The organism is uncultured Abiotrophia sp. (assembly GCF_963520105.1).
GTDB lineage: Bacteria > Bacillota > Bacilli > Lactobacillales > Aerococcaceae > Abiotrophia.
Genome location: NZ_CAUQPN010000007.1, coordinates 69,117 through 83,945 on the forward strand (window position 1 = coordinate 69,117; position 14,829 = coordinate 83,945).

A 14,829-nucleotide genomic window follows, 5' to 3' on the forward strand; every position below is an offset into this window, starting at 1 on the left:
TGAGATGGGACTTTTGTTATACTTAGTATGACAGAAGTTTTCCTGTAAATCTTTTCTAAATACGACGATAGCTAGGAAAATATTTACAGAATTGCGGAGGAGGGAGTCTATGTTTGCGCTAGAACATTTAACGGCGACCGAGCGTCATCTTGTAGCCTATTTGGAGGCCCATTTAGGCCAGGTGCCCAGTCTGTCCATCACCAAGTTGAGTCAAGAAGCCAATGTCTCTACGGCTTCCATTGTCCGTACGATGAAGAAGTTAGGCTATGATGGCTTTACAGCCTTTAAGCACGCGATTAAACAGAAGCTCAGGGGTGATCAGGCAAGCTCTACCACTTTTCAAATCCTGGATGATAATGATCAGAAGATTCAAGAAGTTATCTTGAAAAATGACCTTGAAGTCCGGCAAACCTTGGCCCTCTTAGATAAGCGCCAGATTGAAGATGCTATTCAAGCCATTGCAGGGGCTAGCCAGGTCTATCTCTTTGCTCGCGGCTTAAGTGAATTGATTGCTAGTGAGATGGAAGTCAAATTCCATTTGTTAGGGCGGACCTGTGAGCTCTATACCGACCCCAATATTATTCGTACCATCAGCAAGCGCCTGACGGATCAAGACCTGGTACTCTTGATTTCCCTTAATGGCCAGACTCAGGAGTTGGTGGCAGCTGCCCAGACCTGTGTGGCCCAGGAAGTCCCCCTAGTTCTCCTGACCGCTAACGGTGGCTCCAGTTTAGCTCAGCTAGCCGATATTAGCTTGGTAGGCTATAAATCAGAAATTTCTTATTTTCCTGACTATGAAGTAAGGTCTCGCCTGCCCTTGCAGGTTATTGGTCGAATTTTACTGGATGCCTATGCCATTCGAGTTGGGGGTCCAGCTAGCTAATTTTTTTCTATAAAAACCCAGCCCTTATCCTGTTCTCAAGCCAGGATAGGGGCTGGATTTTTCATTTATTGAAGAAGACAAAAATTTATTTCACAATTTCATATCAACTTCACACAGGGGTTGCATACTATAGTTAGTTCTTAATCAGCAGAAAGGAAGTGACTCGTATGAAATGGTATCAGCGTGCTTGGGCCTATGTCAGCCGTAAGCGAGTCAGAGTAGGGCTGCTTTTCCTCATCTTATCTCTGATCACGACCGCTGTCTTAGCTGTTTTCGCGATTCAGATTAGTACCCAACAAGTTCAAGATAAACTCCTGTCCCTCTCCAATGCGGGATTCCAGCTCCAAGGTCAGGGCTTGCAGGCAGGTATGAAAGAGTCGGACATTAGTCAAGTGGCTCAAGTAGAAGGGGTAGCAGACGTTCAGTACAAATCAGAAGGGCTGGCCAAGTTTGAGTCCGGCCAAGTCATTCAGGCCCAACAAGCCGTACAGCGTGACCAAGGCGACGATATCTTTAATCAGCTCTTATCCATTCAAGGTCGCCAAGACAGTCAGACCGACTTAGATTTTGCTAGCGGGGCCTTGACCCTGAGCCAAGGGCGCCACTTGACGCCAGATGACAAAGACAAGGTCATGGTCCACGAGGCCTTTGCAGAAGCCAATCAGCTCCAGCTAGGCGATAAGATTAGTCTCAAGGGCACCCAGCTAACAGAAGGTGGGGAAGCCAAGGACGGGGAGGCCAAGGAATTCGAGATTGTCGGGATCTATAGCGGCAAACGCAGTGAGACCTTCACCGGGCTTAGCTCCGATTTGACCGAGAACCGGCTCTACACCGACTACGCTAGCAGCCAAGCCCTCTACGGGCGGCAAGCAGACGACTATCAAGTGCGTCTGGCTCAGTATCGGGTGAAAAATCCTAAGGAACTAGACCAAGTCATTAGCCACGTTAAGGCCTTGTCGCTGGATTGGGACCAAACCCAATTGACAGCCAATAGCCAAGCTTTTGACCAGGTGGCGGCACCTATTGCTAGCTTCCAGTCTCTCATGACCCTCATGACCGGCGCGGTCTTAGTGGTCAGTGTGATTACCCTCTTCCTAGTCTTGCTCTTCTGCTTGCGGGAACGAGTGCATGAATTCGGCATTCTGCTCTCAATCGGGATTTCCAAGGGCCAAATCATTGGCCAAATCCTGCTAGAGCTCTGGGGCCTCTCCATTGGGGCCTGGGCAATTGCAGCTGCAGTCGCCTATCCACTGGCTAACAGTTTCTTCTCCAGCCTCTTAGTCTCCAATGACCTGCCAGATCAGGTCCGCAAACTCTTCGCGGCTGCTGCCCCAACTTGGCAGGCTGGCCTAGTCGCAACAAGTTATGGCGTCGTTCTCCTCATTATCGTAGTAGCGGTCATGGCTTGTGCCGGCTTAATTCTCACCAAAAAACCTAAGGAAATCCTAGGACAACTCAGTTAAGGAAGTGATCATGATGACATTATTGAAATTAGACAACATTTACTATCGTTATGAAGGGGCACAAGAGAGTGTCCTCAAGGAATTAGACGCCAAATTTGATGCTGGCACCTTCTACGCTGTCGTGGGTAAATCTGGGGCTGGTAAGTCGACCTTCTTATCCCTCTTGGCAGGCTTAGATAGCCCAACCAAAGGTAAAGTCCTCTTCCAAGGCAAAGACATTGCCCAAGAATCTTATAGTGCCCACCGCCGCCACAATATTTGCTTGGTCTTCCAAAACTACAACTTGATTGACTACTTGACGCCACTAGAAAATGTGCGCCTAGCCAATGCGGAAGCTAGCGAAGACTTGCTCTTACAACTAGGCTTGGGTCAAGACTTAATTCATCGTAACGTCCTCAAGTTATCTGGGGGCCAACAACAACGGGTGGCCATCGCCCGGGCCTTGGCCAGCGAGGCGCCAATCATCTTAGCGGATGAACCAACCGGTAACTTGGACGAAGGGACCGCCCAAGAAATCATCGACATTTTACGTCAAGCTGCCCATGAACGAGGCAAATGTGTCATCGTCGTGACCCACAGCCCACAAGTAGCAGAGGCAGCGGATACGGTTCTAGAACTCAGTCATGGTAAGCTGAAAGCTGCTAACGGACATAAAGTCAAGTAGAGAGGGGGAAGCACAATGCGTTTATTGAATAATGCTTGGGCCTATGTCTGGCGTAAAAAATTTAAGACTCTGATTATCTTCCTTATTCTCTTAGTCATGTCCACTGTTTCCTTAAGTAGTTTGGCTGTTAAGCGGGCAACCGACGTGGCCTCCAAAGAAACCTTCAAGGGCATCAGCTCTTCCTTCTCGATGGAAATCGATCGCCGTAACAACCAAGGGACCAACCGCGGGAGTGGGAACTTGCGTGGTGAGGACATCGCGGCCATTCAAGGCCTAGATGGTATTAGCCAAGTGGTCAAACGTATGGGGATTGTGGCCGACTTAGTGGACAAGGAACTGGTTTCCCAAGACGGCCTACCACGGATTGATGCCGACCGTCAACGTCGCTTCGGTAAGGCAGCCATGTTGACCGGGACCAATGACTCTTCCTTGGATGATCGCTTTAGCGCCGAAACCTTCAAGTTGGCTGAAGGCCGTCACATTAAGCCTGAAGACAAGAACGTGGCCATGGTCCACGAAGAATTTGCTAAGAAGAACGGCCTCAAGGTAGGGGACACGCTCAAGCTCAAGTCCAACATCTATGATGCCGATAATGAAAAGCAAGCTAACGAAACGACTGAAGTCACCATCGTGGGGACCTTCAGCGGGAAAAACAAGGGTGGGGTAACGGCCATCCAAGAGCTCTACCAAAACAACCTGCTGACCGACTTAGAGACCACTCAAAAGCTCTATGGTTATACAGACAAGACGGCTATCTATCAAGATGCTAGCTTCTTCGTTGACGGGAACCATGACTTAGACAAGATTATGTCTGAAGCTAAGAAGTTGTCCATTAACTGGCGGGCATACAGCTTGGTTAAGAGCAGCCAAAACTTCCCATCCTTGCAAAAATCAATTGGTTTAGTCTATGGCATGACCGACAAGTTACTCTTGGGCAGCCTGATCTTCTCAGGTGTTGTTCTCATGTTGATCCTCTTCCTCTGGATGAACGGTCGTCGTAAGGAAATGGGGATTCGTCTCTCCCTAGGGATGACCAAGCCACAAATCTTGGCTCAATTCCTAGTAGAAGTGCTTATGGTCAGCCTGGCAAGCTTTGTGGGGGCCTTCCTCCTAGGTGGACCTGTCAGCCAATGGGTAGGGAACACCATTCTGGGAAGTGTCAACCAAAGCATCGGTCAACAATTGGCAGCGGAAGCTAAGAACACCACGCTTGGGGGCGGGGCAGCCATCGATAGCTTCAACAAGACCTTGACCGAATTATCCGTCCAAGTACAAGCCATGGATATGGTTTGGGTAGTAGCCTTAGGCTTGGTGGTCATCCTGGTAGCAGTACTCCTAGCTTCCATTACCCTCATGCGTAAGCAACCTAAATCACTCTTGGCCGACCATCAATAGGCCAAAAATGTGGGTGAGTTCTCGTCATCGAGAACTCCTCATAGACCGGCCAAGTCGCCGTCATTGTCACTTACATACTCTCGTCACTCAGTCCAAGCAATGACGCCTTGACCGGCCTATGAGGGGTTCTAGATACCCCTTTATTCTCCACCTAAGGACTTCCATTTGTAGATAATGTTCAGAATTTGGTTCAAGTGTAGGCTAGGAAGTCCATAATATTTTTTACCATGGAAAGTAGGGTTTGCGCAGGCTAATCCTACTTTCTGTGGTATAATTGACTTAAGATTTTAATGTGAAAGGAAGTGCGCCCATGAATCTGATGATTGTAGAAGACGAAGCAGCCATCCGCGAAGGAGTCAGCGAATTTCTCCGCAGTCAAGGCTACTTTGTTTGGGAGGCGGCTGATGGCCAAGAAGCCCTGGACCTCTTTGGGGAGGTATCCGTGGATCTGGTCCTCTTAGATATTATGATGCCTAAGAAAAATGGCTTTGAAGTCTTAGCAGAAATCCGTAAAACCAGTACAGTGCCAGTCCTCATGTTGACGGCGGTGGCCGATGAAGAAGCCCAAATTAAGACCTTCGACTTGCTGGTGGATGGCTATATTCAGAAGCCTTTCTCCCTTGCCCTGCTAGCTAAGCGCATTGAAGCCTTGCTTAAGCGCCATTACGGCGAGTTTGACATCTGGGAATACAAGGACAGCAAAGTCAACTTCTCAAGCTATGAAGCGACTTATAAGGGGGAAGTGGCGGATACCAAGCCTAAGGAGCTGGCAGTTCTCAAGCTCTTGCTGGACCACCAAGGCCAAGTCCTCAGTCGGGCGCAAATTCTCGACCATGTCTGGGCCAATCAGGATGATCCACCCTTTGACCGGGTAGTGGACGTCTATATCAAGCAATTGCGCAAGAACTTAGGATTGGATTGTATTGTCACGGTAAAAAATGTGGGCTATAAATTGGAGCTAAAATGAAACGACTAAGTTTATTTCCAAAAATTTTTATCTGGACCATCTCCATCTTGCTAGCCTTGGTGGCAGTGGCCCATCTCTCCATCTATTTGGTCTTTCCCCATTTCTATCTCAATGATCGCCAGACCGACTTGAGCCACAAGGCCGATGCCATGGTCCAAAACCTGGCCGAAGTCGATGAAGAAGAAGTGGAGACAGCCCTGGAAGTCTATGCTAAGAACGAGGGCATTACGGCCTTTATGCAGCCCCAAGGTTCTAGCTATACCAAGACACTCGGCCGTAACCTCAACTATAATCAGGACAGTGACCAGAACTCGGTCATTATCGAAGAGCGGGAAGTGGTGACGCGGGATAAGAAACGCCTGCTAGTTCAGTTTGTTGCCACTACCGAAGTGGTCCGCCAGGCCACGCGGGTGACCCTGACCTTACTGCCTATGTCCCTAGGGGGATCGGTGGCTTTGGCAGTGGTGGTAGCCTATGTCTACGCCCGCAGCCTGTCTCGGCCTCTCAGCCGCATGGCGGTCATGACCGGGCGCATGAAGCAGTTGGATCGGACGGCTTTCTTTGCTAATATCCGCCAGGATGAGCTGGGCATGATGGAGCGACAAATCAACGAGCTCTACGGCCATCTCCTAGCTGTTATTGATGAACTGGAAGAGAAGAACCAGCGCATGGTGGAGTTAGAGAAGCTCAAGGTCGACTTCCTACGCAGTGCTTCTCACGAACTCAAGACGCCCTTGGCAGGTCTGCGTATTATGCTAGAAAATATGCGTTGGAAGGTAGGCAAGTATGCCGACCGGGACACTTATTTGGATGAATCCATGCTCAAGGTCGACCAATTATCTGGCCTAGTCAAGGAAATTCTGGAACTCTCCAAACTGCAAGAATGGCAGGCCGAGACCGGACCACTGGATGTGGCGACCATTGTGCCTCAGGTCCTGGCTGACTATGAAGTCCTGGCCCAGGCTCAGCACTTGCAGATTGACTGCCAACTCGACCAGGCCACCCTGGCTATGAGTGAGTCAGCCTTCCGCAAGGTCTTCTCCAACCTCATGAGCAATGCGGTCCGTTACTCCACACCAGGCGGCACCATCCGCATCTATCGGGAGGGGCAGAAGCTAAGAATTGACAATCCTTGTCAGCCCATGTCTGACCAAGCCCTTCAGTCAGCCTATGACATTTTTAGTCACCAGGACAGCGACCAACAGGGCAACAAGGGGACCGGTTTGGGTCTCTATATGGTTCATAACCTGCTGGAAAATTATCATATTGCCCATGACTTCTATGCCATCGAGGGTGGCATGCGCTTCGAGCTAGAAGTGCTGGAGGATTAGACATAAGTCAAAAAAGCGCCCTAGGGCGCTTTTTTGAATGAGAGGGCGACTTATGCTATAATCGGGTCAAAGCAAAAGTGCAGTAAAGGAGCCCAGACCATGTGTTTAATTTGTCAACGAATCGAGATGATTAAGGAAGGCAGCAATCCTTACCTAGTTAAGGAACTGTCCACTGGCTATGTGGTCTTGGGTGACCACCAATACTTCAAGGGCTATACGCTCTTCCTAGCCAAGCAACATGTGCGGGAGCTGCATGACCTAGACCCTGAGACTAAGTTAGCCTTCCTAGCTGAAATGACTCAGGTTCAAGAAGCGGTGGCCAAGGCCTTTGGGGCAGAGAAGATGAATGTCGAACTGCTAGGCAATGGCGATGCCCACATGCACTGGCATCTCTTCCCACGTCGCGCCGGCGATATGGGGACCTACGGCCATCAGGGACGAGGTCCCGTCTGGTGGGTGCCTTTTGAGGAAATGACGGACGAGTCCGTGCGCTTGCAGGAACCCGAGCTGACCCAGATGCGCCAGGCACTGCTAGAGGCTTTAGAAGGATAAAGGCAAAAAATACAGGCATCAAGATCATGATGCCTGTATTTTTATTAGAGGGTCAGTAAGTCAAGCGCCGACTCAACCACATGAAGGGGTTTGGAGGACAAAAGTTGTGCTCGGTCATGGCTGCCCCAAGTGACAGCGCAGGTGGCCACCCCGGCCGCATTTCCCATGTCAATGTCGAAAGTTGCATCCCCAATCATAAGGCAGTGGGCTGGATCGAGCTGGTGGCGTTCAAGCAAGGTTAGGAGACTTTCGGGATGAGGCTTGTAGTGGCTGACTTGGTCGGAGCTAATCTTATCCGTGAAGTAGTGGCTTAAGTTAAGCAAATGCAGATTTCGTTCTAGGGCCGGTCCAGCTTTGCTGGTCACGATGTATAAGTGGCGGCCTTGCGCTTGGAGTTGTTCTAGGACTTGATGGATATGAGGATAGACTTCCAGCCCCTCTGGTTCATAGGCCACCATGGCGGAACGGAAGTCAGCAAATAAGTCTTCAAGCTGATCAGGACTTAAGGATTGGTCACTCATTTGTGGGAAAGAGGCTTCGATGGGAATGCCCATGAAGTTAAGGATTACTTGCGGAGAGGGTTGGGTCAAACCCTTGTGCTGGAAGGCTTCCTGTACGGCTTGAATGACACATTTCTTGGAATCAGCCAGGGTGCCATCAAAGTCGAAAAAATAATGCTGGTAGTTCATTTGCTTGCTCCTATTGAGTGGGTATTGCTATATTTGTCCCATTGTATCATAGTCATTTAGAGGATTCAAAGAATCAGGCAAGAGGGCTTGCCTTGAATCGGAAGGCAAAGAGTGATATAGTTAGGCTAATCTAAGTTGACTAGAAAGGATGATTAGATGGCAACACGGACAGTGCTCTCTCGTGACGCGGCGCGTAACCTACGTGAAGGAGTCTATACAGATGGCGAGTTACAAGGTGTGATTTTAGAATTAGCAGAGGTGCAGGCACGCCTAGACAAGAACTTTAAGTGGGTCATTATTATCATGGCTGTCCTGTTTGCAGCGGCAGGGGTTTTATACTTCAGCAAGCCGGGTGTCGAATTTGGGTCTGTCCTCTCATCCCTTGGTGGCTTGCTGGGTACACTGCTTATCGCGCTCTTCTACATTCATTTCCGTTATACGACGCCAGTCAAACGGGCTTTTCTGCGTAACTTGCGCAAGGGCTACCCCGATCAATATGATCACTATGCGTCTCTCTTCCATAGCTATGTGGCAGAAGCTAAAAATAATTAAAAAATAGACTTGCTTAGTTGGCAAGTTGCTAATGGCGGTAGCAATACCGCCATTTTTTATGTCCTAGGCTTAGGCCACCATAGACCAGCAGGCTGGCTGAAGCCGGTCACGCTCCCTAGCCAAGATTGGCTAAGCGAGGCCAGAGCTTGAGGCCTCACTAAACTGACACCAAGCCCTTTCCAAGTTTGGCGCTTACAATTCACGAATAATAGGCAAGCGCCACTTGTCCAAGCCTAGCTCCCACTACAAGCCGGGGGCTTTTTTTGTTATAATAGAGAAGACAAAGTGATGAAAGGAGTCCCCGTTTTATATGAAAGAAATCCAGTGTCCCCATTGCGGGACCCACTTTACCATTAATGAAACCCAATATAGCGAGTTGCTAGCCCAGGTGCGGACGGCCGAATTCGATGCCGAAGTGCAGGCTCGCCTCCATCAGGCCCTAGACTTGGCCGAACAGCGCTATCAGAACCAGGAGCAGGCTTTGCGGGCCCAGAAGGACCAGGAACTAAGCCAACTGCAACATCAAATCCAACAATTTGAGACCGAGAAGGCCCTGATTCAAAAGGAAACCGAGACCGCCCTCCAGGGCCAGTTGACGGCCAAGGACCAGGCCATTCAAGCCCTGGAATTCCAACTCAAGCAGGCCCAGTTGGAACACCAACAAGCCCTGCAAACGGCCAAGACCCAGTTGGAGAAGGAGCGCGATGCGGTCGCCAACCAGCTGGCCTTACAGGAGAAGGAAGCCCAGCTGTCGCGCAAGGCTGATCAAGAAAAGTACGAATTGGAGCTGCGCAAGAAGGACGAAACCATTGAGTTTTACAAGGACTTCAAGGCCAAGCAGTCCACCAAGATGATTGGCGAGAGCCTGGAGCAGCACTGCGAGTACGAATTCAATCGCAACCGTATGGGCATGTTTCCCAAGGCCCAATTCGGCAAGGACAATGATGCCCGGACTGGTTCCAAGGGGGACTATATCTACCGCGAGTATGACGACCAGGGTGTCGAAATCCTCTCCATTATGTTTGAGATGAAGAACGAAGGCGACGAGACCGCCAGCAAGAAGAAGAATGAACAATTCTTCAAGGAGTTAGACAAGGACCGGCGGGAAAAGGGCTGCGAGTATGCCATTTTGGTTAGCCTGCTTGAAGCCGACAATGAGCTCTATAATAGCGGAATCGTGGATGTGTCCTATGTCTACGACAAGATGTATGTCATTCGGCCCCAATTCTTCCTGCCTATGATTACCCTCTTGCGCAATGCGGCCATGAATGCCCTCCATTACAAGCAGGAACTGGCCCAGATGCGGGAGCAGAATATTGACATTACCCATTTTGAAGAAGACCTCAACGCTTTCAAACTAGCCTTCGCTAAAAACTATAACTCAGCTAGCAACAACTTCGCCAAAGCCATCGAGGAAATCGACAAGACCATCAAGCGTATGGAGGCCGTGAAGACGGCTCTGTTGACCAGCGAGAACCAGCTGCGCCTGGCCAACAACAAGCTGGATGATGTCAGCGTTAAGAAGCTGACTCGCAAGAACCCAACCATGAAGGCCAAATTCCAGGCCTTGGACCAAGCCAAGGATCCGACAGAGGAGTGATAAGGTGTTAGAAGGACTCAGAAGTTTGGGGGCAGTCAAGATAGACCTAGCTACTATCGCCGAAGATAGCGTAGAGTTACGTCTCTTGCCCCATTTAGTGCCAGACAGCCGGCAGGTCAGCCAGGACTATCTGGACCAAATCCTCAACCAACTCTACAAGGTCGGCGATTGGTATGCTTATGCCCAGACCGTCCTCCAGTCCGAGGATGCCACATACGGCTACCTCAAGACCCTCTACATTGCCTGGGCACCTGGCCAGGCACCTGGCCGTCTAGGTCTGGCCTTCCAAGTACCAAGCGACCCGGCTGGGCGAGGCATGGTCTTGACGACTGAGCCCCTGGAGCTAGAAGCCTATGGCAATCTGACCTACCTTAAGGACTATTTGAAGGGAGGGGACTAGGATGGCCACCAGTCCGGATTATCTAGCCTTTATCCTAGACCTTTGCCAGCAGGACCAGCGGGTCACCAGTCGGGCTATGATGGGCGAGTACCTGCTCTACTATCAAGGCAAATTAGTGGGCGGCCTCTACGATAACCGCCTGCTAGTCAAGCCGGTGCCTGCCGCCCTATCCTATCTAGGCAAAGAAGCCAATGTCCTTCCTTATCCAGGCGCCAAGCCCATGATTGAGGTGGAGGGCCTAGAGCAATCAGGCTATGTCCTGGCTTTGTTTGAAGCCATGTGGCCTGAATTACCGGCACCCAAGCCTAAGAAAAAGCCAAAGGGGGACAAGACATGATTCAATTAGTGCAAGCAGGTCAAGACCGCTCACAACTAGTAGCCAAGGTCTTGGCCGACCTACCTGAATGGTTTGGTCTGCCCGACTCCACCCAGGAATACATTGACCAGGCCAGCGACCGGGTTTGCTTTCAAGCAGGGGAGGGCTGGGGCTTTATCACCCTTCAAGAAACTTCCCCTGTCTGTCTGGAAATCCACTGCATGGGCGTCCTCAAAGCCCATCAGGGCCAGGGACTAGGGCGTCAGCTCATGGCGGTGGCTGAAGACTATGCTATCAGCCAGGGCTATCATTATCTGCAGGTCAAGACCGTGGCCCCGGGACACTATGAGGCCTATGATGCCACCAATGCCTTCTACCAGGCCTGTGGCTATGAGGCCATAGAAATCTTCCCGGATCTCTGGGATGAATGGAATCCCTGCTTACTTCGACTCAAGTATCTCAAGATCAATTAATCCATAGAATCAAGAACTCTATTGCTTACTTCAACTCAAATGCTTAAATGCTAATTAATCAATACGAGGTGACTATCATGAGAGAAAGTAAAACTTACTCTGTCCTATTAGTAGAAGCAGGTCAAGATCGCTCACAACTAGTGGCCAAGGTCTTAGCCGACCTGCCTGAATGGTTTGGTCTGCCCGACTCCACCCAGGAATACATTGACCAGGCCAGCGACCGGGTTTGCTTTCAAGCAGGGGAGGGCTGGGGCTTTATCACCCTTCAAGAAACTTCCCCTGTCTGTCTGGAAATCCACTGCATGGGCGTCCTCAAAGCCCATCAGGGCCAGGGACTAGGGCGTCAGCTCATGGCGGTGGCTGAAGACTATGCTATCAGCCAGGGCTATCATTATCTGCAGGTCAAGACGGTGGCCCCGGGTCATTATGAGGCTTATGATGCCACCAATGCCTTCTACCAGGCTTGTGGCTACGAGGCCATTGAAGTCTTCCCAGATCTCTGGGATGAATGGAATCACTGCTTACTTCGACTCAAATATCTCAAGACCAATCAATAAAATGAGGTGAATGCCATGTTAGAAACCAAACGCGTTTCAGTTTTAGAAATTTTTTATGATTTTGTTTTTGTTACCGGCCTGTTCACTCTGCTCTATATGTTAGCAGATATTACCAAGTATCCCCTGGAGACCAACCTGATCTGGCGTTTTGCCTTGACTCTGTCGGTCATTCTCTATGTCTGGTTCAGCCAAGCCGCTTACAACAATCGTTACCTGAAGGAAGGGCCCCTGGACTATGTCTGTCATTTCTTCGATATGACCGTTTTCCTCTTCCTCTTTAAAGGCAATACGGCTTCTTGGAAGGATAGCTGGGTCCTCTTGTCAGCATGTCTGGCCTTCCTCAGCCTCAGTCTGGCCCTACGTTACGGCCTTCAATGGCTCAAGGCCCAGGACGACCAGAACAAATACTTTGCCGCTAGTCATGGCTTGATTTTCTTGGCTCAAGGGGGCTTGCTCCTGCTGGGCACCAAGTTGTCTTATGAATGGGGCGTCGCTGCTTTGGTAGTAGCAATTCTAGCTGGCTGGTTAGCGCCATTTTACTTTTTGCGTGACCGCCAAGTGCCAGCCCTGGACTTCGACCGGTTGAAGGACCGCACTTCGCTCATGACCATGATGTACTCAGCCGGCTTAGTTGTCCTCAGCTTGGGTACCTTCCTATCTCTGGAAACGACCACCTTACTAGGTCTTATCCTCATTGCCTGCCTCATTCTCCACTATAAGGTTCAAATCGACCGAGTGCCGCAAGGGGCCGACCAGTCAGCTGCTGGCTTTATTTACAGCCACTATGTGATTATGATTGGCTTGAGTCTTGTCATTATTGCCTTGGGTGGCTTTATGACCCCTTATGTACGCATCAGTCATATTGTGGACCTAAGCTATGCCGGCTTGGCTGTTTACTATCTGGGCATTCTCTTACTGAGCTTTAAGAGAAAGTCTGAATTCTTGGGTGGTTTTGCCACTTGGAAAATCTATCTACCTCTCTTAGTAGGCTGGATCCTATCCTTGCGTTCACCTGCCACAGACGACGTGGAATTGGTTCGTCTAGTAGTGGTAGTTGGCTTGATTTTTGCCGGCCAAGTTTACTTGCTTAAGAAGCCGGAACAAGAGCCAGCGCCCGTCTTAGAAGGGGCGCCAGCAGAAGGTGACCAAGTTCAAGAACTAGAGGCGGCTGAAGAAGCACCTGTAAGAGAAGTGGCTGAAGAAGTAGCACTTGAAATTGAATCTGCTGAATCAGAAGTTGCTACAAGAGAAGTGTCGGCAGCTCATACACCTGAAGCTCAAGAACAAGCAGCCCCACCAGCTGAAAGTCCAGCTCCAAGCCAAGACTAATCTTTGTTAACCATCCCATAAAAGGAGGCCGCTATGGCGCGTATATTGATTATCGAAGATAACCAGGATATTCATGACCTGATTAAGCAGTCCCTGGGCCAGGAACATGAACTGGTCTCAGCCTTTGCCGGGACAGAGGGCTTGCTTTACTGCCAGTCACAGCCGGTGGATTTGGTCCTGCTGGACTATATGTTGCCGGGCATGAATGGCCAGGCTGTCCTAGAGGCCATCCGGGCCTTTAGCCAGGTGCCGGTCATTATGCTGACGGCCTTGGGGGACAAGAAGCTGATCAGTCAGATGCTGCTGGCCGGGGCCAATGACTACATGGTCAAGCCCTTCGACTTCGAGGAGCTCTATGCCCGGGTGGCCGTCCAGTTGCGGACAGCTGGCCATGAGGCGGGCGCTAGCAGTCAGCCAAGCCAGGCGACCACCCGTCTAGGCCAGTTGCAACTCCAGGCCGATAGCTTTGAAATCAGTCGTGAGAGCCAAGTAGTCCGCCTGTCTAAAAAGGAATTTGGCATTTTAACCACCTCGCTAGGCGAGCCCCAGCGGATTTTTACCAAGGAGCTGCTCTATGAATTGGTCTGGCAGGATGCCTTCATTCCGGGCGACAATACCCTTAACACCCACCTGTCCAACCTGCGCAAGAAAATCAGCCAGCTAGATGATAGCCAGGATTATATTGAGACGGTCTGGGGCTTAGGGGTCCGCCTAGCTCAAGGCGTCCGGCCAGGAGGGGAGGCGACCTAATGTTGGGAATTAGCTTGGGCCTAGGCCTCTGTCTCCTGGGGACCATCCTCTATTTATTTCATCAAAGCTACACCATCCGTCAGCTGACCCGGCAGATTGAGACCAAGCGCCAGACCAAATCCCAAGGGCGCCTGCGTCTCAGCCAACAGAGTCGAACTCTAGTGGACTTGAGCCAGGCTGTCCAAGAAGTCTTCAAGGACCAGGAAGCCGAGCGGCTCACCAGCCAACAGGAGCGGCGGGATTTGGACCAAGCCATCAGCAATATTGCCCACGATATCCGGACCCCGCTCACCATTGCTTCGGGTTATACCCAGCAAGCCCTTAAGCAGGTCAAAGCCCAAGAGCTACCCGATGTCCAGTCCTTGGAAAAGGTCCACCAGCAACTTAAGCAGGTCTCGGGCAGGCTTGAGGCCCTCTTGGACTATCGTCGGGTCTTGGAGCACGAGGTCAAGCCAAGCTTTGCGCGCGTGGATGTCCATCAGCTCTTGTTGGAGACGGCCTTGACCTATTATGAAGCCTTCCAAAGGGCGGGACTTAGGGTCAATTTGGATCTGGCACCAGGTCCTATCTGGCTAGAGACCGACCCAGAACTCCTGGTGAGGGTCCTGCAGAACTTGCTAGGCAACTTGCTTAAACATGGCAAGGGCCAGGGGCGAATTAGCCTGAGCACGCAAGCGGACCAGCTGCAAATTCGCCTTGATAACCAAATGGCCCAGCCCATCCAACAGGTCCGCTACTTGACCAAACGCTTCTATTCAGAAAATCTGTCAGAAGTCGAGTCTTCTTCTGGCCTGGGGCTTTATATTAGTCAGCAAGTGGTCCAATTATTAGGTGGAAGCCTTCTATTGAGTAGTAAGAATCTAGATTTTTCTGTAATAATTTTACTCCCTAAATAATAGGATATATAG

At 50.5% G+C, this 14,829-nt stretch carries 17 protein-coding genes; 16 read left to right on the top strand and 1 reads right to left on the bottom strand.

The window, feature by feature from the left end; genetic code table 11:
* The first annotated feature begins 109 nt into the window (after window positions 1-109).
* From RWO08_RS07525 to RWO08_RS07555, 7 genes are all read left to right on the top strand, one after another.
* Complete coding sequence (locus RWO08_RS07525) at window positions 110-883, top strand: MurR/RpiR family transcriptional regulator (RefSeq protein ID WP_314211664.1); 774 nt, start codon at window positions 110-112, stop codon at window positions 881-883.
* A 167-nt stretch (window positions 884-1,050) separates the two neighbouring features.
* A complete protein-coding gene (locus RWO08_RS07530) occupies window positions 1,051-2,346 on the top strand; it encodes an ABC transporter permease (protein WP_314211665.1) in 1,296 nt (431 codons plus the stop codon).
* Between the two features lie 13 nt (window positions 2,347-2,359).
* Window positions 2,360-3,010, top strand: coding sequence for an ABC transporter ATP-binding protein (locus RWO08_RS07535; RefSeq protein ID WP_035364132.1), 651 nt, complete (start codon window positions 2,360-2,362; stop codon window positions 3,008-3,010).
* 15 nt (window positions 3,011-3,025) lie between these two features.
* A complete protein-coding gene (locus RWO08_RS07540; protein WP_314049996.1) occupies window positions 3,026-4,405 on the top strand; it encodes an ABC transporter permease in 1,380 nt (459 codons plus the stop codon).
* A gap of 310 nt (window positions 4,406-4,715) precedes the next feature.
* Complete coding sequence (locus RWO08_RS07545; protein ID WP_023391696.1) at window positions 4,716-5,372, top strand: response regulator transcription factor; 657 nt, start codon at window positions 4,716-4,718, stop codon at window positions 5,370-5,372.
* Complete coding sequence (locus RWO08_RS07550) at window positions 5,369-6,703, top strand: HAMP domain-containing sensor histidine kinase (protein WP_314211666.1); 1,335 nt, start codon at window positions 5,369-5,371, stop codon at window positions 6,701-6,703. The genes RWO08_RS07545 and RWO08_RS07550 overlap by 4 nt, the downstream gene beginning before the upstream one ends.
* 99 nt (window positions 6,704-6,802) lie before the next feature.
* On the top strand, window positions 6,803-7,255 hold the full coding sequence (locus tag RWO08_RS07555; RefSeq protein WP_314211667.1) for an HIT family protein: 453 nt from the start codon (window positions 6,803-6,805) through the stop codon (window positions 7,253-7,255).
* A 44-nt stretch (window positions 7,256-7,299) separates the two neighbouring features.
* On the opposite strand, the gene RWO08_RS07560 is transcribed toward RWO08_RS07555, so the two are convergent.
* The gene (locus tag RWO08_RS07560) at window positions 7,300-7,944 is read right to left on the bottom strand and encodes an HAD family hydrolase (protein ID WP_314211668.1); all 645 of its coding nucleotides are present in this window, start codon (window positions 7,942-7,944) and stop codon (window positions 7,300-7,302) included.
* 156 nt (window positions 7,945-8,100) lie between these two features.
* Between RWO08_RS07560 and RWO08_RS07565 the strand changes: the two genes are divergently transcribed.
* From RWO08_RS07565 to RWO08_RS07605, 9 genes are all read left to right on the top strand, one after another.
* Window positions 8,101-8,496: a hypothetical protein gene (locus RWO08_RS07565; RefSeq protein WP_314064245.1), complete on the top strand. Its 396-nt coding sequence runs from the start codon at window positions 8,101-8,103 to the stop codon at window positions 8,494-8,496.
* 310 nt (window positions 8,497-8,806) lie between these two features.
* Window positions 8,807-10,096 (top strand): DUF2130 domain-containing protein, encoded by a 1,290-nt coding sequence (locus tag RWO08_RS07570; protein WP_314211669.1) that lies wholly within the window; start codon window positions 8,807-8,809, stop codon window positions 10,094-10,096.
* Between the two features lie 4 nt (window positions 10,097-10,100).
* Window positions 10,101-10,496: a hypothetical protein gene (locus RWO08_RS07575; protein ID WP_314211670.1), complete on the top strand. Its 396-nt coding sequence runs from the start codon at window positions 10,101-10,103 to the stop codon at window positions 10,494-10,496.
* Between the two features lies 1 nt (window position 10,497).
* Entirely contained in the window at window positions 10,498-10,833 is a 336-nt protein-coding gene (locus tag RWO08_RS07580) for a competence protein TfoX (protein ID WP_314211671.1), read from the top strand.
* Complete coding sequence (locus RWO08_RS07585) at window positions 10,830-11,285, top strand: GNAT family N-acetyltransferase (protein WP_314211672.1); 456 nt, start codon at window positions 10,830-10,832, stop codon at window positions 11,283-11,285. Before RWO08_RS07580 ends, RWO08_RS07585 begins: the two co-directional genes overlap by 4 nt.
* 77 nt (window positions 11,286-11,362) lie before the next feature.
* Window positions 11,363-11,842 (top strand): GNAT family N-acetyltransferase, encoded by a 480-nt coding sequence (locus tag RWO08_RS07590; protein ID WP_314211673.1) that lies wholly within the window; start codon window positions 11,363-11,365, stop codon window positions 11,840-11,842.
* A 15-nt stretch (window positions 11,843-11,857) separates the two neighbouring features.
* Window positions 11,858-13,171, top strand: a complete 1,314-nt coding sequence (locus RWO08_RS07595; protein WP_314211674.1) for a low temperature requirement protein A — start codon at window positions 11,858-11,860, stop codon at window positions 13,169-13,171.
* A 33-nt stretch (window positions 13,172-13,204) separates the two neighbouring features.
* Window positions 13,205-13,921 carry a response regulator transcription factor gene (locus tag RWO08_RS07600; RefSeq protein WP_314211675.1) on the top strand — a complete coding sequence of 239 codons (717 nt, stop codon included), beginning with the start codon at window positions 13,205-13,207 and terminating at the stop codon, window positions 13,919-13,921.
* Complete coding sequence (locus RWO08_RS07605; RefSeq protein WP_314211676.1) at window positions 13,921-14,817, top strand: HAMP domain-containing sensor histidine kinase; 897 nt, start codon at window positions 13,921-13,923, stop codon at window positions 14,815-14,817. The genes RWO08_RS07600 and RWO08_RS07605 overlap by 1 nt, the downstream gene beginning before the upstream one ends.
* Window positions 14,818-14,829 lie beyond the last annotated feature (12 nt).

Coding starts and splice junctions, on each gene's coding strand:
- RWO08_RS07525 (WP_314211664.1), top strand. CDS start 110: ATGTTTGCGCTAGAACATTTAACGGCGACCGAGCGTCATCTTGTAGCC.
- RWO08_RS07530 (WP_314211665.1), top strand. CDS start 1,051: ATGAAATGGTATCAGCGTGCTTGGGCCTATGTCAGCCGTAAGCGAGTC.
- RWO08_RS07535 (WP_035364132.1), top strand. CDS start 2,360: ATGACATTATTGAAATTAGACAACATTTACTATCGTTATGAAGGGGCA.
- RWO08_RS07540 (WP_314049996.1), top strand. CDS start 3,026: ATGCGTTTATTGAATAATGCTTGGGCCTATGTCTGGCGTAAAAAATTT.
- RWO08_RS07545 (WP_023391696.1), top strand. CDS start 4,716: ATGAATCTGATGATTGTAGAAGACGAAGCAGCCATCCGCGAAGGAGTC.
- RWO08_RS07550 (WP_314211666.1), top strand. CDS start 5,369: ATGAAACGACTAAGTTTATTTCCAAAAATTTTTATCTGGACCATCTCC.
- RWO08_RS07555 (WP_314211667.1), top strand. CDS start 6,803: ATGTGTTTAATTTGTCAACGAATCGAGATGATTAAGGAAGGCAGCAAT.
- RWO08_RS07560 (WP_314211668.1), bottom strand. CDS start 7,944: ATGAACTACCAGCATTATTTTTTCGACTTTGATGGCACCCTGGCTGAT.
- RWO08_RS07565 (WP_314064245.1), top strand. CDS start 8,101: ATGGCAACACGGACAGTGCTCTCTCGTGACGCGGCGCGTAACCTACGT.
- RWO08_RS07570 (WP_314211669.1), top strand. CDS start 8,807: ATGAAAGAAATCCAGTGTCCCCATTGCGGGACCCACTTTACCATTAAT.
- RWO08_RS07580 (WP_314211671.1), top strand. CDS start 10,498: ATGGCCACCAGTCCGGATTATCTAGCCTTTATCCTAGACCTTTGCCAG.
- RWO08_RS07585 (WP_314211672.1), top strand. CDS start 10,830: ATGATTCAATTAGTGCAAGCAGGTCAAGACCGCTCACAACTAGTAGCC.
- RWO08_RS07590 (WP_314211673.1), top strand. CDS start 11,363: ATGAGAGAAAGTAAAACTTACTCTGTCCTATTAGTAGAAGCAGGTCAA.
- RWO08_RS07595 (WP_314211674.1), top strand. CDS start 11,858: ATGTTAGAAACCAAACGCGTTTCAGTTTTAGAAATTTTTTATGATTTT.
- RWO08_RS07600 (WP_314211675.1), top strand. CDS start 13,205: ATGGCGCGTATATTGATTATCGAAGATAACCAGGATATTCATGACCTG.
- RWO08_RS07605 (WP_314211676.1), top strand. CDS start 13,921: ATGTTGGGAATTAGCTTGGGCCTAGGCCTCTGTCTCCTGGGGACCATC.